The 21,329-nt window shown below is 47.1% G+C and carries 16 protein-coding genes; 12 read left to right on the forward strand and 4 right to left on the reverse strand.

Going from position 1 to position 21,329, the window contains the following annotated elements; genetic code table 11:
- Nucleotides 1-39 precede the first annotated feature (39 nt).
- On the reverse strand, nt 40-606 hold the full coding sequence (locus EQP46_RS17115; protein WP_129494791.1) for a YceI family protein: 567 nt from the start codon (nt 604-606) through the stop codon (nt 40-42).
- Between the two features lie 381 nt (nt 607-987).
- Here EQP46_RS17115 and EQP46_RS17120 point away from each other — a divergent pair, with 381 nt between their 5' ends.
- From EQP46_RS17120 to EQP46_RS17130, 3 genes are all read left to right on the forward strand, one after another.
- Entirely contained in the window at nt 988-1,350 is a 363-nt protein-coding gene (locus tag EQP46_RS17120; protein ID WP_129494792.1) for a RidA family protein, read from the forward strand.
- A gap of 81 nt (nt 1,351-1,431) precedes the next feature.
- On the forward strand, nt 1,432-1,896 hold the full coding sequence (locus EQP46_RS17125) for an OsmC family protein (protein ID WP_129494793.1): 465 nt from the start codon (nt 1,432-1,434) through the stop codon (nt 1,894-1,896).
- Nucleotides 1,897-2,000: 104 nt separating this feature from the next.
- Nucleotides 2,001-2,438, forward strand: a complete 438-nt coding sequence (locus tag EQP46_RS17130) for a hypothetical protein (protein WP_129494794.1) — start codon at nt 2,001-2,003, stop codon at nt 2,436-2,438.
- Nucleotides 2,439-2,548: 110 nt separating this feature from the next.
- On the opposite strand, the gene ylqF is transcribed toward EQP46_RS17130, so the two are convergent.
- Entirely contained in the window at nt 2,549-3,493 is a 945-nt protein-coding gene (gene ylqF / locus EQP46_RS17135) for a ribosome biogenesis GTPase YlqF (RefSeq protein ID WP_129494795.1), read from the reverse strand.
- A 322-nt stretch (nt 3,494-3,815) separates the two neighbouring features.
- A complete protein-coding gene (locus EQP46_RS17140; protein WP_129494796.1) occupies nt 3,816-4,646 on the reverse strand; it encodes an EAL domain-containing protein in 831 nt (276 codons plus the stop codon).
- 302 nt (nt 4,647-4,948) lie between these two features.
- Between EQP46_RS17140 and phhA the strand changes: the two genes are divergently transcribed.
- The 3 genes from phhA (at nt 4,949) to EQP46_RS17155 (ending at nt 9,080) form a co-directional block, all read left to right on the forward strand.
- Complete coding sequence (gene phhA / locus EQP46_RS17145) at nt 4,949-5,740, forward strand: phenylalanine 4-monooxygenase (protein WP_129494797.1); 792 nt, start codon at nt 4,949-4,951, stop codon at nt 5,738-5,740.
- Nucleotides 5,741-5,751: 11 nt separating this feature from the next.
- On the forward strand, nt 5,752-6,090 hold the full coding sequence (locus tag EQP46_RS17150) for a 4a-hydroxytetrahydrobiopterin dehydratase (protein WP_129494798.1): 339 nt from the start codon (nt 5,752-5,754) through the stop codon (nt 6,088-6,090).
- 224 nt (nt 6,091-6,314) lie between these two features.
- Nucleotides 6,315-9,080, forward strand: coding sequence for a M16 family metallopeptidase (locus EQP46_RS17155; RefSeq protein ID WP_129494799.1), 2,766 nt, complete (start codon nt 6,315-6,317; stop codon nt 9,078-9,080).
- 112 nt (nt 9,081-9,192) lie between these two features.
- On the opposite strand, the gene EQP46_RS17160 is transcribed toward EQP46_RS17155, so the two are convergent.
- Complete coding sequence (locus tag EQP46_RS17160; RefSeq protein ID WP_129494800.1) at nt 9,193-9,366, reverse strand: restriction endonuclease subunit S domain-containing protein; 174 nt, start codon at nt 9,364-9,366, stop codon at nt 9,193-9,195.
- 267 nt (nt 9,367-9,633) lie between these two features.
- On the opposite strand from EQP46_RS17160, the gene EQP46_RS17165 reads away from it, so the two are divergent.
- The 6 genes from EQP46_RS17165 to EQP46_RS17190 all read left to right on the forward strand — a co-directional run bounded on the left by EQP46_RS17165 (nt 9,634) and on the right by EQP46_RS17190 (nt 20,906).
- A complete protein-coding gene (locus EQP46_RS17165; protein ID WP_129494801.1) occupies nt 9,634-10,515 on the forward strand; it encodes a PhzF family phenazine biosynthesis protein in 882 nt (293 codons plus the stop codon).
- A gap of 196 nt (nt 10,516-10,711) precedes the next feature.
- Complete coding sequence (locus EQP46_RS17170) at nt 10,712-11,920, forward strand: EAL and HDOD domain-containing protein (protein WP_129494802.1); 1,209 nt, start codon at nt 10,712-10,714, stop codon at nt 11,918-11,920.
- Nucleotides 11,921-11,939: 19 nt separating this feature from the next.
- A complete protein-coding gene (locus EQP46_RS17175) occupies nt 11,940-15,269 on the forward strand; it encodes an ATP-binding protein (RefSeq protein WP_129494803.1) in 3,330 nt (1,109 codons plus the stop codon).
- A 428-nt stretch (nt 15,270-15,697) separates the two neighbouring features.
- The gene (locus tag EQP46_RS17180; RefSeq protein ID WP_129494804.1) at nt 15,698-16,732 is read left to right on the forward strand and encodes an efflux RND transporter periplasmic adaptor subunit; all 1,035 of its coding nucleotides are present in this window, start codon (nt 15,698-15,700) and stop codon (nt 16,730-16,732) included.
- A gap of 2 nt (nt 16,733-16,734) precedes the next feature.
- Nucleotides 16,735-17,844: an efflux RND transporter periplasmic adaptor subunit gene (locus EQP46_RS17185; RefSeq protein WP_129494805.1), complete on the forward strand. Its 1,110-nt coding sequence runs from the start codon at nt 16,735-16,737 to the stop codon at nt 17,842-17,844.
- Nucleotides 17,841-20,906, forward strand: a complete 3,066-nt coding sequence (locus EQP46_RS17190) for an efflux RND transporter permease subunit (RefSeq protein WP_129494806.1) — start codon at nt 17,841-17,843, stop codon at nt 20,904-20,906. Before EQP46_RS17185 ends, EQP46_RS17190 begins: the two co-directional genes overlap by 4 nt.
- The last annotated feature ends 423 nt before the right edge of the window (nt 20,907-21,329 follow it).

Genomic DNA, 21,329 nt, shown 5'->3' on the forward strand with positions numbered 1-21,329 from the left:
TAAATATCACGTCGAGATTATTACAATAATTATCTGTGATTATTTATCAAAAACTAATACAAAGCTCACTGGTACAGTGTCTGATAATGTAATACCGCCTACGGTTTCCGCCAGTTTATTTAAGTTTTCAACTGGAATGCCGAATTCTGATGCTTTAACAATCAAAGGTTTTACAGTGTAGGCAATGATTTGATCATCATTCTTCAATACGGTTACGGGTACCGTCAGTTCTTTGCTGTTGCCATACAAAGAAACGTTCACAGGGATAGATTTATTCGCCCCTTCAACGTCTTCGAGTGACACCTTGCCAGAAATAGTGACATCGGGGTTGTTAGCAGATTGGAAGAAAATCTCGTTGAGACGCGTGTTGCGAATAGAGATTCCCGTATTAATGCTTGATAGTGCTGCCTTCACGGAAAAACTGCCATCTTCATTCAACATGCCACTTACATTGGTAAGTTCCGCAGGTTCAACGACATATTGCTTTTTGATCGTTGCAAAGTTGATGGTGGAATTTTCACTGTCTACTTTGTATTGATCTGCAGCGCTGGCTTGAAAAGATAAAGTAAGAAGCGCTACAGAGATAAGGGAAGAGAATGCTTTCATTTTATATACCTATAATCGACATTGTTTAAATATGATTCTTTATATTCCACTCGCTGTATAGTGATATTAATCGATGATTCAATTTGGAATTTTCGATTGAATCGTTTGTTTAAAATTTGTTTTAAAAATGGCACAGGTGAAATAAGTTGCTTATGGTGGTGTATTTACTTATGTAACCATAGACCTCAATATATGTATTCAGTGCCGAATTTTCGTATGTTTCATTTTAGGCTGTTTTGAGCGCATGGCGTTTTTGCATTGAAAATGAGTACCACCCGTTGAAAGCAACGCACAGAAGGCTTCAAAACACCCTTTTGGGTAGTTCTCATTGCCTATAAAGCTCTGCTATGATCCCCTCACATTTACTGAGGTGTTAACTGCATGAAAATCCATCGAATTAATCCAACGGCACGTTGGTCTGACGTTACCGTGTTTAACGGCATTGCACATTTTGTCGAAGTGCCTGAAAGTGACCTTGATGCAGACATTAAAGGCCAAACTGCGCAAATCTTCGAACAAGCAGAAGAAATGTTGGCAAGTGTAGGTAGCGACAAATCACGCATTCTTTCGGTCACCATTTACGTCACAGACTTTGCCAACTTAGACGCGCTGAATGGCGTATGGGATGCATGGTTTGACGAAGGTACAGCACCAAGCCGCGCGTGTGTGAAAGTCGAACTTGCCAATCCAAAATACTTGGTAGAAATGGCCTTTGTTGCCGCTGCGGGTGATGACTACCAATAAGTTCTTGTGAAAAACGCCTTGTATCAGCAAGGCGTTTTTTTATCCTGTTTTAACGTTACACAACACATCAATGGGTCACGGATGACGACGCACAGTGTTTTGGTTCAATGGGAGCATAGCGGCCAAGTTGATGCCGCAAGCAAAAAGGTATCGTTTGTACACCAATGGACGTTCGACGGGGGGATCACGGTAGATGCTTCGCCTTCTCCATTAGTGATGCCTTTGGTGGCAAAAGAAGACGCGATTGATCCTGAAGAAGCCTTTATTGCCGCGATTGCAAGTTGTCATATGATGACGTTTCTCACTGTGGCTGAGAAACAGCGATTTGTCGTTGAAAGCTACCGAGATAATGCCACTGGTACCCTCGGGGAAAATGCAGAAGGACGCACTGCGATTACGGACGTTGTTTTAAGGCCAACAATACGTTTTTCCGGTGATAACACGCCATCGTCGGCAATGATCGACAAAATGCATAAACTTGCCCATAAACACTGCTTTATCGCAAACTCCGTGAGCACCAATATAGTGATTGAGGCACAAAGCTAACCTCTTGCTTATCAGTGATTTTGGCAGGATAACGTTGGACATGGTTGCAAACCGCAATTAGGATAATCCTTATTCGCTAACATTCAGTTGCATATAGGGAAATCATGCTCTGGTACAAAGTTGCATATCAACTCACGCTCCACGATATCAGCCTTATCGTCGGCCCTAATCGAACCGAGAAAACGAAATTTTTGTACGAGCAATACCAAGGGCAACCTTTTGTATTGGATGTATCCAAAGCAAAAATTGCCTACTGTGGTGGAGATACAAGGATCACCGATGAAGAGTGGACGGAGATGTCTGAAAGGGACTGTCCATTTATCGGCGTAGACGATGCTCATCTGCTAACGCCGCCTGATCTCCTCAAGCTGGTCGATATGGCGATGGAAACCAAGAAACGCCTCTACATGACATGCAACGAAACGTTTGTCGCTCAGCTCCCTGAGTTGCTCTCCCACGTTAAAATGCGTCGTCGCTCACTCGTGAAGTTGGAGCGCCTTACTGACACCGACGTGTGTGCTTGGACACTGGCAGACGTGTAATACACGTTGAGGTGTCGCAGTCACTCATCTCACTGAAAGCCATCACACAGCAGCTTACAGAGCAAAAAGCCCAGCAAGTGCTGGGCTTATTCGTATAGAGAATTCGCGAATTAGCGCTTATTACGAAGGTAACGCTTACGACGCTCTTCTTTCGTTTTCGCTTTTTCTTCGGCTTTGCGAACCGCAGCTTCTTCAACGGCCACAAGCTCACTATCAATCATGTCTGGGTGCTCAAGGGTGATTAAGCCCAATGCGCCGTTGCGAAGGTCGTTGATTAAGATCTCAGACGCTTTGTGCAAATCAATACGGCCGCCAGCACGCAAACAACCGCGTTTCTCGCCGATCGCTTCCATCAATTCGACATCGCTCTCTGGTAATTCTTCAATGTTGTAGCGACTTTTCAGCAAGTCAGGGTAGGCCTTTGCCAAGTACTCAACGGTATAGAAAGCAACTTCATCGTATTCCATTGCTGTGTCTTTAATCGCCCCTGTTGCTGCCAAGCGGAAACCACTGTGTGGGTTTTCTACTTTCGGCCACAAAATCCCTGGGGTATCAGACAACACAACACCGTTTTGTAGGTTGATGCGTTGCTGCTGGCGCGTAACCGCGGGTTGGTTACCGGTTTTTGCAACAACACGACCCGCCAAGGTATTGATGATGGTGGATTTACCCACATTCGGGATACCCATGATCATGGTGCGAATATGTTTGCCCATTTCTTCGCGGTGCGGCGCAAGCTTACGGCAAAGATCCATGATTTTATTCACTTCACTCACTTGTTCCGTGGTGATTGCCATGGCTTTTACACCTTGCTCTTTTTCAAGGTGCTCAAGCCAAAGTGCGGTCATTTCCGGATCAGCGAGGTCGCGCTTGTTCAACACTTTAATGACGGGCTTGTCTTTACGAATATGACGGATAAGCGGGTTTTCACTGCTGAAAGGAATGCGCGCATCAAGCACTTCGATGATGACGTCGATTTTTGGTACAACTTCTTCAATTTCTTTACGTGCTTTATGCATGTGGCCCGGGAACCACTGAATCGTGTTGTTAATCATGTGAATGATTGCCTTTTGAATACTTGTCTATCGCCGTCGAGAGGGGGGGAGCCACCGTGTCGAACGCGAAAATGATGGCGGCGATTCTAGCATTTAATTGTAGGCAACGGAAAACGTTAGCGTTGGTGGGGGGCTTTGTTGGACAGAGAGTGGGCGATCTAGGGGGGAAAATAGCAGGAGCCCTAGCTTGGCCGCTACGACTAGACAAAGAGAAAGGAACATTCTCGTTCGTCGGCTTTCAAACTGAGCAGAATGCGTTAGGTGCTAATACGCATTGATCAATGTTTATTCAGAGCGTGCGGCGTGATGGGAGTGAGGAGAATCATGCACTGCTTGGACAACTCACGCCAACGGTGCTTGCTGGGAAGTATTCACTGATTGATTTTGGCATGCCTAGGTAAAACCCTTGAAAGTAATCAATCTCTAGTGCCATTACAGCATCGTATTCTTGCTTATTTTCAACGCCTTCTACCAAGACTTGTGCGTTCACTTCTTTTGCTAGGGCAATTGCGCTGTGCATTGGGTCCTGATCGCCTTCAACGTAGCTTTGCAGTAGGGAGCGGTCGAGTTTCATGATGCTTGGGTTCATTTGGCGAACACGCTCTTCTTGCGACCCTGCAACACCATAATCATCAATGGCAATTTTAAAGCCGTTTTCGACGGATTGATGCGTAGCAAAAGAAAGGCGTTTGCTGTCATCGTGGAGGTGTTCAACCACCTCAAGAACAACGTGAGCACGAGGAATGCCAAGTTCGGCAAGGCGTCCGACCATCAACTGTTGGCTGGCGAATTTTTCGATGGAGGCGACGGCTGATGAAGGGAGCATATTGAGGAAAATCCAATGCTGTCCTGCGTGTTTGGCGAAGTTTCTTAAGTGGATAACGCGGGCGAGTTTATCGATGCTAATTTGGTCGGCAAATTCTTCATCGGTGGGTAAGAGGTAGCGAAAGAGCTCTGCGGGGCAAATGTTTTGGCCTTGTTCGTCTTGAACACGCACGAGCGCTTCAAAACCGAGGATAGAATTGTCTCTTCGAAAAATGGGTTGGTAAACGCTGCGAAGATGAAATCCATTAAAAGTAGCAGTGAGTTCGCCGTTGTCTCCGGCTCTCAGGCACTTTTCAAAATCACTTCTTGTCCTTAGGTGCTTTACCACTGATTTCCTACCTCTAAAATCACTGGGAAGAATCTTACGTTAAAGAATCGCTTTCCAAAAACAAACATTTATTAAGATATCGAATTATTGTGATCTCCTGCCACGATTGTCTCAAGAATGGACAACTTATCTGGAAAACGTGAAAACTAAATTGACATGAAAAATTCGCTGGACTCCTGATGTTTACTGATTCGTAAATAAAAAATTACACTGTTTCATACCGTATCCTCGCCGTTTTGCTGACGAATGAAACGTGGCTGTCTATCGTAGATTTAGGCACGGAAATTCTTGGGAGGCGTGAAATGAAAACACGTCAATACGCGTCAAAGCCCCTCGATGCATTCGGGAAAATACATTGGACTTCTGACGAAAACGGCGTTTGGGAGCACTTGTTTTCACGCCAGTTAAATTGCATAAAAGGCAAAGCCTGCAGCGCGTATTTTGATGGCCTGGATTTGCTGGATCTTCCCCATCATCATGCGCCACAAATCGCTGACATCAATACGGTGTTGGGGGATACCACAGGGTGGCAACTCGAGCCTGTCCCCGCGTTGATTGATTTCGACCGTTTCTTTACTTTGCTGTCTGAAAAGAAATTCCCCGTCGCGACGTTTTTGCGCACGGAAAAAGACATGGATTACCTGCAAGAGCCAGACTTCTTCCACGAGGTGTTTGGGCACTGCGCCATGTTAACCAATCCTGCGTTTGCTGCATTTACTCAGACTTATGGCCGTTTAGGTGTGACAGCCACGAAAGAAGAGCGGGTGTATTTAGCCCGACTTTATTGGTTCACGGTAGAGTTTGGTTTGATTCAGCACAACGGGAAGCGTTCTATATATGGTGGAGGGATTCTGTCGTCACCCGCAGAAACGGACTATGCCTTTTCCAGTGAGCAAGCAATCTACAAGCCGCTCGACATCGTAGATGTGATGAGAACGCCTTACCGTATCGATATTTTGCAACCTATCTATTTTACGCTCAGTGATCTCGAAACACTGTTTAGCTTTACGCAAATGGATTTAATGGCCTGCGTGCATCAAGCCATGGCGTTGGGCCTCCATTCACCGTTATACCCCGTCAAAATGGCGCAATAGGGAAGGAAACCATGACAGATTTACATGAATTGCAATGCGAAGCGTGCCGCGCTGATGCGCCGCGTGTCGAACAAGATGAAGCGTCAACACTCATGACGGGTATTCCTGCTTGGGAATTGATCACCGTTGACGGTATTGAGCAACTACACCGTGAATTCACGTTCAAAAACTTTAAGCTGGCGTGGGCGTTTTCTAATGAGGTTGCAACGCTTGCTGAGGCTGAAGGGCATCATCCCGCGATACTGTTGGAGTGGGGCAAAGTGTCCGTGACATGGTGGACCCACAAAATCAAAGGGCTTCACAAGAACGATTTCATTTGTGCCGCGAAAACCGATGCCTTGCCACAATAACGCACTGATATTGGCGTAAAGCAGTTAGCGAGTTTGTAAAAATGCAGCACTAAAAACGGGCGATATGGCTACCCACGTACCTTCAGGTTACTTGGGTAAATCGTTCGTTTTTCGTATTTGATACCTCAAACCACGGTTTTTACCCGTAATCAGGCGTCTGCCATTGCAATTATTCCCCTGTTGCCTATGTCTTAATGAATAGAAGAATTTATTTAGGAAACGCCATGCGCTTTCGCATTCCCTCTTTATTGATGGTTTTGCTACTGGTTGGTTGCTCGTCTCTTTCCGTTTCTCCGCCATTAACGACCGAACAGCATTGGGTTTCTGAAACCCTCCCTAATGGTTTTCGCTACCATTTGTACCCCATTGAAGGGCAGGACGTTGAGCTACGCCTTATCGTCAACGTCGGCAGCCTTAATGAGCGTGAAGAAGAGCGCGGATATGCCCACTTCATTGAGCACATGGCGTTCAATGGCACAACACACTTCCCGAACAATTCCGTATTTAAAACCTTTGCTGCTGTTGGTGTGCAATTTGGGCCGGACATCAACGCCGTGACCGATTACGGCCGTACTGTGTATCAACTGTCGCTGCCCGACGATGAAAAGCTTGACGATGCGCTGCGTTGGTTTAGAGACATTGGCGATGGTATTACGCTGGATGAACAGGCGGTGAAAGACGAGATAGCGGTGATCTTCGGCGAATGGAGGTTGGACAACAAAGCCCAATCGTCATGGCAGCTTCAAGTGTATGACGATGTGTTGAACGGAACGCCCTATATAGAGCGAGACCCCATCGGCACCGAACAAACGTTAACAAAGGCAAACGCCGAGTCACTCAGCCGTTTTTATAAGAAATGGTATAGCGCGAATCGCATGCAATTAATCGTGGTCGGTGACATGAATGCGCCGGCATTACAGCAAGTGATTCATCAAGATTTTGCGTCATTGCCGACAGAAAGCGCCTTTCCTGAACGTCACACTTTGCCAGATGTGGGGGAGGCGTTTCAGTATCCATTGACGGTGTTTGGTCAGCAAGGGCAGTCACCCGCCATTGTCGTGAACATCAAAGAAGGGCGATACATGCCCGCAAGCACACTAAAAGAACAACGCATGCGTTGGCTTGATTGGATGGTGACGGATGCGATTCAACTGCGGCTCAATGAACAACTCGACCGACGCGCAATTAACAATAACGGCGTTTACAGCAATGTGTCGTTTGTGCCTGGTTGGAACGTGTATGAGTTCACTGTCGATCACAACCAACAAGTGCGAGACGATGTGCTGGATGCGGTAGCACGAGACTTCGCCTCGCTGAGGGACAAAGGCATTGGCGAGAGTGAGTTTCAGTTATTGTTTGAACAATACCAAAACATCGATTTTTCCATGGACAGTTATTCCTCGCTCGATAACGCCGAAAACGCCGTATCGAATCTGTATATTAATCGCTTGCCGCAAGATGCTTTTGAAGAAAACGACAACTTTCAACGCTTCCTTGAGACGTTATCCCGTGAGGACATCAATGCCCGTCTAGATGAACTGCTTTCCCCATCAAATATGTCACTGACCATCGCGTATGGCAGAGGTGAATCACTGGCGAGCGCCGATGCGCTCAAACGCGCGTTCTTTGATGCTGTCGCGCAAACCGGTGAAGCCTTACGTATCGAGTATAAACAGGTTCAAATACCGCAACCCACAACCACTGTGAGAGAGCGTTCAGCCCCTATAGCTGTCGCGCGGGATCTGTATCAATGGTCGCTACCCAATGGGGTTCAGACCACTTTCTATCAAATGGATGATGGAACAGGGTATAGCCACGTTGTGTTGCAGGCGAAGGGTGGCCTGTCATCACTAACACGCCGAGAACGTGCTGCGGTGGACATGTTGTACGAAACCTATCGACGGGGCGACGTTGACGGCATCGATCTCAACGATTTTTATCACCACCTTGATGGCCTCAGTGCTTCCATCGTGCCTTCTGTGTATAGCACTGCGCACAATATCGCGTTGTCTACCAGCAGCGATACCTTGGCGGAATCATTGAATGCACTTCGTTTGATGATTGAACACATTATCCCTGATGAAGAGGCATTTTATCGAGAAAAATCGCGGCTCCTTGCCCGTTTAAACAGTGTGAAATCGTCACCCTACGATGAGTTTGAACGCGCGTCGTTGCAGCTTATGTACCCAGATGATTCCTATGAATCACGGCTCAACCTAGAAGATTACGAGCGGTTAACCTTTACCGATGTGGTTGATGTTTATCAGCGACTGTTCGCCGATCTCGGTGACATGAAAATCTACGTCGCATCGGACTTACCCCCGAGCGTGATACAGCAACTGACTGGCAAGTATTTAGGCGGATTAACGACGCATAGAGCGCCTTCAGATTCATCATCTCCAACATTACGCACAAAAGGTGGGCGCGTTGTGGTGGCGACGTCGCCGGAGTACCGGACTTACATAGAGAAAATCTATGTATTGAACGTTGAAGAACGCAATGTGGAACAGTTCTTCGCAGAAGATATGCTCAATCGCGTCATGCAAGCGCGATACAACGCCATCATGCGCGAGCGACATGGATTCGACTATGATCCGTATTTTTCAGCGTGGACATGGGACGGTCAGAAGGTACTTGTCGCCACGTTCACGGCGCTGATTGATCCAATGCGTGAAGATGAATTGCAAAGGCGGTGGCCGGCGATACAAGCCGAGCTGATTCGTCCCGTTACGCAGCAAGAAAAGAACAATGCAGGCGTTCAGTTAACCCGAGAGATAAACAGCATGGCCAGAGACAGTCACAGAGTGGTTGGTGCGCTTGCACGTTATGGCATTTGGGGATATGACATAAAAGGGCTGCTGGATCCTGAGAGTGTGGTGAAACAAATCAGTGTGGACAGGCTGAATGCACTGGCGGCGTCGATGTTTGCAGCAGAGACGCAGTTTGAAAATATTCTAAGGCCAGCGCCAGAGGTGACGCCAACCAAGTAAGGCGTGATTGTGTATGGCGACTCCCGCTCATAGGCATTTGCAAAGATATCGCGGGGAAAACAGAAAACGCGCCATGGGGCGCGTTTTATCAAAGCGGGTCAGCAATGCAAACTTAGTGCGTTGTTTTGCCGCCGAAGTACTTTTCAAGAATCTCAGGCGTCAGTTCGCCTTTCTCTTCAAGCGCTTTCAATTCTGCAGCAATGCGCTTTTGTTCTTCCATCGAAGGCAAAGGAAGGTCAGGTTCGCGCTCAGGCGCATCTTTCATCAAGTTTTCTAAATCGATCATATCTATAAGACCCAATTTCAATGTGACGTCCATTTTAAGGAAAAAGTCTCAACGCTATCAAGCAAAGAGACACCCAGAGAGGGGGTTAACACGTATTTAGTTGTCGAAACGCAAACAAATTTGGGCACATCAAAGCGTTGAAAAGGGGCTAGAGCACACGCTGAGACACGGTTTTTGTTCAATTTCTTGTGTTTTTCAAATTTTTGTAACACTGTAACAAATGACAGTTGGCGAGATGAAAATAAGAAAAAACAAAGGAAGGTATTTATGGCAGATGTAATTGAAGTCTACGTAGTCAACGCATTCGTCGCTGATAACCAAGGCGGAAACCCCGCAGGTGTTGTTTTAAATGCCCATTCGTTAGACGCTGCGCAAATGCAGACGATTGCTGCTGAACTCGGTCATTCGGAAAGCGCGTTCGTTCTTTCATCGAAAAAGGCGGATTTTCGCGTTCGCTTCTTTACCCCAACCGAAGAGGTTGATTTCTGTGGGCATGCCACCATTGCCACTTTCTCCACCTTGTTTAAAACCGAAAAGATTGCAGCAGGTAAGTACTGCCAAGAAACCAAAGCGGGTGTGCTAAGCATCGAGATTGAAACCGATGGACGTATCACGATGGGGCAAGCCCTTCCAACGTTCGGTGCTGAGTTTACCCCTGAAGACATCGCCCCATTACTTGGTCTTCACAGTGAAGACATTCTTGCGACGGGGTTGCCTGTGCAAGCGGTATCAACAGGCATGTCTGACATTATTGTGCCTTTGATTGATGAAGTTCTGCTGAATAAGGTCACGCCAGATTTGGATGCCATTAAAGCATTTAACCTTGCGTCGAATACGGCGGCCATTCATGTGTTTGCGATTACACCCGCTGAATCTGACATTTCCGCGCGCTGCCGAAACTTTGCGCCAGCCGTAGGCATTGATGAAGAATCAGCGACAGGCAGTGCGGCAGGGGCGCTTGCTTCCTACTTGCATTGTTACCAAGGCGGTAAATACCGTTACCTGTTCGAGCAGGGCGAGATCTTGAACAAACGGTCGCTCCTGTGGGCGCAAGTCGATGGTGATGAAGACGCTATTGAAAATGTGACAGTGAGTGGCTTTAGTAACAAACCTCAGCGTATTCCATTTCGCATAGAAGAACTTGCGTAGTTTAACCGCATAAAATTCGGTAACTGATTGAATCTTAAAAAAGGGAGGCCCATTGGCTTCCTTTTTTTATGGTTATTCTCTTTACAGTTATAATTTTAACTCCCTCCAGAAATAGCGCTATTTAACGGAAAAAGAAGGAAAAAAATCAACTTTGGTCTAACTTTAAAATGTGTCTTACTAACGGGATAGAGAAAGCGTGGCTGAGATTTTTTTTTCATGTCAACCAATCTTTGACAATGAATTGCAACATTGGGGAAGTGAGTTGCTTTTCCGTGAAGGGTTAGAAAACAAGTTTCCTTCCATTGATGAAGACACAGCCACATCGCGGATCCTGAGTGCGAATTTCCTCGCGAGCAATTCTAAGCAAAAACTCACGCGATACATCGTGAGCTTTGGGGAATCTTCGTTACTTGATGAAATCCCTTTGTCTATGCCGAGCCAGCATCTGATCATCGCCGTGACCGACGATTGCTCACCGACAGCGGAACTCGTGAGTAAACTGCGTGCTTATCGCGCGGAAGGGTATCGCATTCTGATGGATGGCAAAGTCACCAATAACGAATGGCGTAACTATTTAGAACTCATCGACATTTTAAGTATCAGCATGGAACGCGATAACCCTGCTGATTGGGAATATACGATTTCCCAATACCCGCAACAGGTTTTCCTTGCCCGAAAAGTGGAAAAGCAAGAAGAGCTAGAAGCGGCCCAATCTTATGGCTTTGCCTTGTTCCAAGGCTATTTCTTCGAAAAACCTCAGATTGTACGTTCAGAGGATGTCGCGCCATCCGTGATGTCACTGCTGGATATTTGCATCATCATCAATAAAAACCCCGATGACATCGACACCTTAACCAAGGTGATTTCGAAAGATGTCTCTTTGCTTTATAAGGTGATTGCTAGCGCGAACATTTTGGCGAAAACCAAGACCAGTAAAATCTCAAATCCTCGACAAGCTGTTGTTTATCTGGGGGTTCAGGCACTTAGACGCTTGGTATCTTTGTTAATTATGTCTAACCTGAATCATCAGCATGCCGCGCAGCTTCAAAACGCGGCACTGTCACGGGCAACGTTTTATTCCATGTTGTCCATTGAAGACAAAGCCTTCAATCCCGATGAGGCATTTATCGTGGGGGCGTTTTCTTTATTGGATGTCATGTTGAGTAAACCTATGGCTGATATTGTTGCTCAGCTTGACCTCTCTAATGACGTGAAACGCGCGCTCGTAAACAAAGAGGGGATTTACGGGCATCTTTTGCAAATGAGCCATGACATTGACCAGGCAAACTGGAATGGATTGGTGCATTGGTGTAACCAACTGAAATTAAGTGATAAAGCCGTGTTGAAGGACTTTGAAGCAGCCCGAGCCAGCACAGCAGACATAACCGCCAGTATGCAGGTCTAATACAAATATGACGGTAACAATGAGAACCAAACTTGCAGTCGTGCTGATTGTCAGCGGAACGCTGATTTTAAGCCTGTTTGGGATGTTCAACTATTACAAAACACATGATCGTTTGTACGGTGAACTTGATAATGAATTGTCATCCATCGCGATGCGTTTGTCCTACCGTTTGCCAAATCAATTGTGGAATTTTGACTTTGAAACCGTCATTAAAGACATTGAAAGTGAATCTGCTTCCCGCTTTGTGTATCGCATTGAAGTTGTCGCCAAAGACGACAACTTTCGTCATATCACGTCACCAAAGGATGGCAGGGTAGACAACGAGTTTAAACTCCACGTTTACCCGCTTATCTACGGCGAATTAGATAAACCTCGTCCTGTGGGCGAGTTGATCATCTATGAAGATCCGCGCCCCATTGAAAGCACGCTGACATCAGAAATCGTATCAGGCATCGCTCAGGTGTTTTTGCTCGATCTGATGATCATGTTTTTGATTTGGAAATACGCCCGCGCCATTAAAGAAATTGAATCCAGTAAGAATTACCTCAACACCATTATTCATAGCTACAACGACGGCTTGGTGGTGTTAGCGGACGACCACCGCGTATCCACATTGAATGAAGCAGCGCGACGGCTGTTTGAGGTGGATGACGTCAGTGATGAAGATGTCTCCCTGTCTGACATTATCTCCAAGGTTGTGCCGGACTCGCGTGCATACTTTTCCCAAGCTTTGTATGGCTTCAACACCAAAAGCCTGAACTATGAATTGATGCGTGCAAATGACAAAGTCATCATTCAGGTGCGTTCAACCAAAATCACCGTTAACGACGAGCAGCTTCAAGTCGCCATCATTCGCGACATTACTGAGCAGTACCTCGACAAAATTAAAGTGTCGAAAGGGGCTGAGCTGTTTTCTGCTGTGAAAACGCTGCAAGACAAATTCCTCGCCAGTGAAGATTTCCACCACAGCTTCAAAGAAGTGCTCAAGATCCTGCTTAAAATCGGTGAAAGTAACCACGGCTTGATTGTCGAACTCGACCATGAAGCACCAGATAACTACCGAATCCTTTCTCAGACACGTTTGATTGCGAATGGCTATGTGTCAGAAGGGTTTGTGAAAAACGTCGTCACTGACGTGATAGAAACCAAAAAGGGCAGCCGTAGCCTTCAAGTGGCGGGCCTTGCGACCAACAACAATAAGCTGATCATCAATGCGCTCAGCATGCCATTGTTCCTGTCAAACCAATTGGTGGGTGTGGTGTGTTTGTTCGATGAATCAACGAATTACGATGACGATCTGCAATCATGGATTGAACCTGTTCTTTCGAGCTTGAGTGCCATGGTTAACTTTGTTCGCCAGAAAAAACTTAATGATTTGATCTCGAGTGAGATGGTCAAAGCGAAAGAAGATGCGGAGCGCGCTAACGAAGCCAAAACCAATTTCCTCGCCATGATGAGTCACGAGATTCGTACGCCAATGAATGGCATTGTGGGTATGTCTAATTTGCTTCGTGAAACCTCGTTGAACCAACAGCAATCTTACTTTGTGGATACCTTGGTGCATTCTTCCAATGCGCTTCTCAACATCATCAATGACGTATTGGATTTAACCAAAATTGAAGCGGGTAAAATGCAGTTGCTCGAAACAGAAAGCGAGCTGCCTGATCTTGTTCACGAAGCGCTAGTGGTGTTTCACGCCAAAACCGTTGAGAAAAACTTACGCCTGCACTGCTTCATTGAACCAAATTTGCCGCGCTGGATGATGCTTGATCAGGTGCGTTATAAGCAGGTGATTTTGAACTTGGTGGGTAATGCGGTGAAGTTTACCAAGCAAGGTTCAATCATGGTGCACGTCAGCCAAATTGAAGTGAACAAAGCGCCGTGGCTCAGATTGGAAGTGATCGACACGGGCATTGGTATTCCTGCGGATAAACTCGATACGATCTTCGAAAACTTCACGCAGGTCGATAGCTCATATAGCCGCTCTTATCAGGGCACCGGTCTCGGCTTGCCAGTGTGCCGCAAATTGGTTGATTTGATGGAAGGGGACATTCGCGTTTCCAGCCGCGATGCAATGGGGACCACTTTCACTGTTGATGTCCCCTTGAAAGGGTTGGAAAACCATCCTGAAACCTTATTCAGTAGCTTGCCGCCACTTGGCGACACGCTTGAGCAACACGCGCTGGTTGCAACGCGCGATGACCAATTAATGTTGGTGTTCAAATCCTACCTAACAGAACTGGGTCTCACTGTTACCCAATATTCACCAGAATCAGAATTGCCGACAGAAGTGGCGAGCAGCGCCATTTTGTTCGTTGATGAAGATGTCGCGGGTGAAGTGCATGCAGCCATTAGCGCGTCATCCTCGGCCATTTTGATCAGCCATGATGGCATGGTAGAAGGCCAGGGCATGCCGTGTTTGATTAACCCCATCAGCCCTGAAGTGCTCTACCACGTGCTGTGCGCAGACAAAGAGTTACCTACATTTGAAGACAATAGCGCAAAGGATGGCGTAGTGCGGTTTGACGGCCTGAACGTGCTCATTGCGGAAGACCACTTGGTGAACCAAGATTTGATGGTGCTCGTGCTGCAGAGCTTAGGGTGCAATTCCACATTGGCAGATAATGGCCGTGTCGCCTTGGACAAACATAAAGCCAATCCGTATGACCTTATTCTTATGGATTGCCAAATGCCGGAAATGGACGGATTTGAAGCCACGCAACGCATTCGTAAATTCGACAGCGAAACACCGATCATTGCCGTCACGGCGAATGCGTTATCTGGTGATGCGGAGCGTTGTTTGGCAGCGGGCATGAACGCACATTTGGCGAAGCCGTTTACCAAAGATCAGCTGGTCAATTTGATGTTGTTGTACGTGCCAAACGATAAAATTCATCGCGAGGAGCAACCTGATTTTGTTGGTATCGACATTAATCTCACTGAGTTTGAAAACAAGTTTGTGCCTCAAGCGGACATTGCTTCAATTGAGCAAGACGAAGAGGTGCTCGCGAGTGAATCGAAAATCAACCTTGATCAAATCCGCGACCAAATTGGCGATAGCGAAGAAATGATTCAACGTATTTTGGGTAAGTACGTTAAGACGCAACTCAGCGACATTGAGGCCTTTGAAGTTGCATTGAATGAAAAAGACTTCACCAGTCTCAGAAAAATCGCTCATCGCATGAAAGGCGCAGCCGCCATGATAGGGGCATCTGAACTGTCTACGCTGTGCCTTGAGATAGAAAAGTACCCCTCTGACGATATTCATGCATTGCGTGCTTATCTGCCGTTACTCAACCAGAATGCACGCGCCATTGTTCGCGAAGTAGAAGCCCTCGGCGCTGTTTAACGGCGCAGCCTTCTTGCTGTCTTTGCCTCTCTGCTAATAATCATTGAGTTGCATATCCCTATCGCTTTATTTCGTTGGGTGTTGATTCCCTCATATCGTCTCATTGGCGAATCCGATGACAATGTCATGCTTCACTGATTGTTACTGTCTCTGTTGCATTGTTGATGCGCCTCTATTTTTCTCAATCACTTTTTCTCAATTCTCGGAACATTTGACAGATCGTCACGCGAAGTTAACGAATCTTCTTCATTTGTGTAAGGAATGTTGGTGTAGTTGGCTGGAGTGACTAAGTTTTAATAATCATATTTATACCGTGAATGATATGCGTAAATGATTTGCATCGAGTTAAGCGCCGCCAAGAGCCTTGAACTTGATCATCTTATGATTGTTTGCGCATAGGACAACCATTTCGCGAAAAGGAGAGTCCAATGCAACGAACGCTGACGATAGCGTTTATTTCGTTATCACTCATCGCATGCAGTGAAGAGCCCCCCGTACCAGAACCCGAAGCAAGACCTGCCAAAATGATGACCGTCTCGATCGGGGATGGCGACATAAATCGCACCTTCTCAGGCACCGTCGAAGCAGATGACCAAGCTGTGCTGGCGTTCCGTGTCTCTGGAGAGATCACGGACATGCCCGCTGTATCTGGGTTAGATGTGGTCGTGGGTGATGTGCTTGCAGAATTAGATAAAGATGAATACGGTTTGCTGCTGGCAAAAGCGAAGGCAAGTTACCGTCTCTCTAAAGTGCAATATGACCGTGCGGTTAAGTTGAAGAAAACCAATGTTATCTCGGAGCAAGACTTTGATAGCGCGAAATCGAGCTTGAGTGAAGCCAAGGCGGGTTTAGACCTTGCGCAATCAAACTATGACTACACCACATTGCGAGCGCCATACAGCGGCACGATCTCACTGCGAGTGAAAGAGCGCAATGAGTTCGTTAATGCCATGGAGCCCGTGATGAACATCCAAACCAAAGATGTGATTAACGTGAGCTTTCAACTTCCTGAACGCCTTTTCCAATACTTCAACTCTGAATCAGAATTGGAAACCCACCAGCCGTTGATTTCTTTTGATGCATACCCAGGCAGCAGCTTTCCTGCCACGTTGAAAGAAGTGGATACCGAAGCGGATACCACCACAGCGTCTTACCGCATTACGGTGACCTTACCGCGCCCCGCTAACGTGAACGTTTTGCCGGGCATGGCGGCACAAGTGACGGCAACCTTACCTGGGGCCAGCCAAAACATCATTCCCGACACTGCCATTGAAACTGACGGCGAAAGCACCTCGGTGTGGCGCGTCGCTGAGGATGGCCAAGTATCGAAAGTGTCTGTCTCTTTAGAGGGCAACAAGCTGATCGGTGGGCTTGAAAGTGGCGATACCATTGTTATTAATGGAATCAATAGCCTTGATGAAGGCATGGTGGTGTATCCGTGGGTCAAGGAGCGAGGGTTGTAAGAATGATGAAGTGTATTAATCAATTTGCCATCAAATCCTTGGTGCCAGCCATTGCGCTTGCCCTCATTGGGTGCAATGAAGCGCCTGTGGCGACGGAAAAAGCGCTACAAAATGTTGATGTTTTAATGGTGGGTGACGGACAAAACGATGCGCGCTTGCATTTCCCTGCCATTGCAGCAGCGGCTGACAGAGCCGAGCTGTCTTTCTTGGTGGCTGGAGAGATCAATGCCATCAACGTGAAACCCGGCGACATCGTGAAGAAAGGTGATGTGCTTGCATCGCTCGACCCAAGGAGTTACCAGCTGGAAGTAGACAATACCCAAGCGCGTTTCAATGTGTCAGACAGCCAATATCGTCGTTCTAAACCACTGGTTGATAAAGGCCTGCTGGCGAAATCTCAGTTCGATGAACTGGCTGCTCAGCGACAAATCGCCAAAGCAGATTTAGATCTGGCCAAGCTTAAACTGTCCTATACCAAACTGACCGCGCCTTTGGACGGCGTCATCAGCCGTGTACCTACCCAAGCATTTGAGAATGTGTCTATCGGCCAAACCATTTTGAACATCCATGATGCGAGTCAGGTGGATGTGCGCATTCAAGTGCCCGATGTGATGTTTACGCGAAACGGCGGCAAAAGCCGTGAAGAGAACACGCAACATATTCGACCTAAGGTGCAAACCGACGACGGCATGGAATACCGCGCAACAGTTAAAGAATTTACCGCCCAGCCTGATCCTGAAACAGGGTCATTCATGGTGACGCTGACCATGCCGATGCCAAAAGACAAGTTCATTCTCGATGGCATGACGGTTGAAGTGGTGGTGGACGAAATCAGTTTGTATGACGACAGGGCACAACTCATCGAGGTGCCGATTGAAACTGTGTTTAACGAAGACGGTGATGCGTTAGATAAGAGCAATAAGTTTGTTTGGATAGTAAAAGATGACAACACGCTAGAGAAGCGAAACGTCAAGGTCGGCAATTTAACGCCTTCTGGCATTTTGATTACTGAAGGGGTGATGTCGGGCGACCGCATTGTCTCGACGGGTGTGAATCGCCTCCGTGCAGACCAGTTAGTAAACGTCATCGAGAAAAAGGACATTGACCAATGAAGCAGACGATTGCCAGTTACTTTATAAACAATAAGGTAATCAGTTGGATGTTGACGCTGATCTTCTTGATTGGCGGCACCCAAGCCTTCTTCGGGTTGGGGCGATTAGAAGATCCTGCCTTTACAATCAAAGATGCATTGATTATCACCAGTTACCCCGGTGCGACACCGCAACAAGTCGAAGAAGAAGTGACTTATCCCATCGAGAAAGCGGTGCAGCAACTGGTGTATGTAGACGAAGTGACCTCGATTTCGAGTCGCGGTTTGTCGCAAATCACGGTCACCATGAAGAACAACTATGGGCCTGATGATCTGCCACAGATTTGGGATGAATTACGTCGGAAGGTGAATGACTTGCGGGGCAATTTACCGCCCGGAGTGAACACGCCTCAGGTGATCGATGATTTCGGTGATGTGTTCGGGGTGCTGTTGGCCGTTTCGGGTAAGGGCTATTCCTACCAAGAACTCGAAGACTATGTCGATTTTCTCCGCCGAGATCTTGAGCTAGTTGAAGGTGTCGGCAAAGTACAAGTTACAGGTACGCAGCAAGAACAGGTCTTTATCGAGATCTCCATGCGTCGTTTATCGAACCTTGGGCTGTCGCCAGATACGATTGATAACCTCCTTTCTACGCAAAACTTAGTCGGTAGCGCGGGCGCGCTGCGCATTGGTGACGAATACATTCGCATTCACCCAACCGGTGAATTTACCAGCGTCGAAGAGCTGGGTAACTTGATCATCAATGAAGCAGGGCAAGAAGGGCTGATTTACCTGAAAGACGTCGCAGACATTAAACGCGGCTATCAGGAAGTGCCGAGCAATTTGCTGACCTATAACGGCAGCGAAGCGTTGCACCTCGGTGTTTCGTTTGCTCAAGGCGTTAACGTGGTCGAAGTGGGTAAACGCGTCGATCGCCGACTTGCCGAGCTAAAAGAAAACCAACCGATTGGTATCGATATTGGTGTGGTGTATGCCCAGCCAACGGAAGTGGATACCTCAGTACAAGGTTTTGTGGTGAGCTTGGGACAAGCTGTTGCCATCGTGATCATCGTTCTTCTTTGTTTCATGGGGCTGCGTTCCGGCTTATTGATCGGTTTGATATTGCTGCTGACCGTGCTCGGCACCTTTATCTTCATGCAGTACTTCGCCATCGATCTGCAACGTATCTCTTTGGGGGCGTTGGTTATCGCATTGGGGATGCTGGTGGATAACGCCATCGTGGTGGTCGAAGGGATACTGATCGGCCTCAAGAAGGGGAGAACCCGGACCGAGGCCGCGTCAGACATTGTTACCCAAACCAAGTGGCCGCTGCTGGGGGCGACGGTCATTTCAGTAACCGCTTTTGCGCCTATCGGTTTGTCTGCCGATGCCACCGGCGAATATTGTGGCACCTTGTTCCAAGTGCTGCTTATTTCACTGATGCTGAGCTGGTTCACTGCCATCACGCTGACGCCATTTTTTGCCAGCATGTTCTTTAAAGAAGAATTGCAGGCTGAAGGCGAAGAAGAAGCGGATCCCTACAATGGTATGTTGTTCGTGCTGTATCGTAAGTTCTTAGGTATGTGTATGCACCGCACGGGTGTCACTATTGTTGTGTTGGTTGCAGCGCTCGCGGGAAGCCTTTATGGGTTCACCTTGCTGAAGCAGTCTTTCTTCCCATCATCAACAACGCCAATGTACATGGTGGATATCTGGATGCCAGAAGGCACTGATATTCGTGCAACGGAAGAAAACCTGATTGAGATCGGCTCCTGGGTACAGACGCAGCCAAATGTAGAGCATGTTTCTACCAGTGCAGGTAAAGGTGTGCAGCGCTTTATGCTGACGTATGCGCCGGAGAAAAGTTACTCCGCGTACGGTGAAATCATCATCCGTGTGAAGGACTATGAATCTGTGTTGCCGTCAATGGCAGCGGTGCGTGACCACCTTGATCAGGGCTTCCCAGGCCTTCAATACAAATTGAAGCGCATTGAATTAGGCCCAGCCTCGGGTTCGAAAATTGAAACGCGCATCTTGGGTTCTGACCCGACGGTACTTCGTTCGATTGCAGCAGAAGTGACCGATATTCTTAATAGCGACCCAGATGCGGTGAATGTTCGTCATGATTGGCGAGAGCGTACTAAGATCCTCGAACCACAATTCAACGAAAGTCAGGCGCGCCGCTACGGGATCACCAAAGCGGATGTGGATGAGCTTCTGATGATGGCGTTCTCTGGTCTCAACGTCGGTATTTATCGAGATGGCACGACATTGATGCCTATCGTTACCCGTTTGCCTGAACAAGAACGAGTGGACGTGAAGACCATTGAAGGCATGAAAATCTGGAGCCCAGTGCTGAAAGATTACATTCCTTTACAGCAAGTGATTCTTGGCTATGACGTGATTTGGGAAGATCCGCTTGTCGTGCGCGAAAACCGCAAACGCACGTTGACCGTGTTTGCTGACCCTGACCCACTGAAAGATGTGACTGCAGCGACCCTGCAAAAACGCATTCAACCTTTGGTTGAAGCTATCGAGTTGCCAAAAGGCTACAGCATAGAGTGGGGCGGAGAATTTGAATCGTCTGGCGATGCACAGGCGAGCTTGTTCACCACTATGCCGTTGGGCTACCTCTTTATGTTCTTGGTGACCGTGTTCTTGTTCAATTCAGTGAAAGACTCGCTGATTGTGTGGTTGACGGTGCCACTCGCCATAATCGGTGTGACAACAGGTTTGCTATTGCTGAATACGCCATTTGGCTTTATGGCGCTGCTCGGCTTCTTGAGCTTGTCAGGTATGCTGATCAAAAACGGGATAGTGCTGATTGACCAAATCAACATTGAGATGGAAAGCGGGAAAGATGAACTCACCGCGATTGTGGATGCCGCTGTTAGTCGTGTACGACCTGTGTGCATGGCGGCAATCACGACCGTGCTGGGGATGATTCCCTTGCTACCCGATGTTTTCTTTAAGCCGATGGCGGTGACCATCATGTTTGGTTTGGGCTTTGCGACCGTGCTGACATTGATTGTTGTGCCTGTGCTTTACCGTCTCTTTTACCGTATAAAATATCATCCTGTATGATCCGTGTTTTAACGGGAAAATAGCCTGCATCATGCAGGCTATTTTCATTTTAAAAGGGTGCTCATCGTCACATCCAAAAAAACGGCTAAAAAAACAACGAAAGTTTAATGAAAAATAAATACTAAATATCAGTAACTTAGAGTTGTGCGTGCGGTGTGGATAACTAAATTTTTATCCACAGAAATGGTTGATAACTCGGTAGATTAATCATGTGAAGGCTTATCCAGTGCGGCTTACAAAAAAGTCAAGCAATGACATTTTGATGAAATTTTAATGTGACTCAAACTTGACAGGATTTTTGTCTTAACCATCTAAGAATGAAAGCAATTTGGCGGATATTGATCCATATAATTAGAGTTGCATGATCAATTAAATGCACTAAAAAGCATCGATAAAAACTGTCGGTTTCTTACTTGAAAGTGC

This window comes from Enterovibrio baiacu (genome assembly GCF_004120195.1).
GTDB lineage: Bacteria > Pseudomonadota > Gammaproteobacteria > Enterobacterales > Vibrionaceae > Enterovibrio > Enterovibrio baiacui.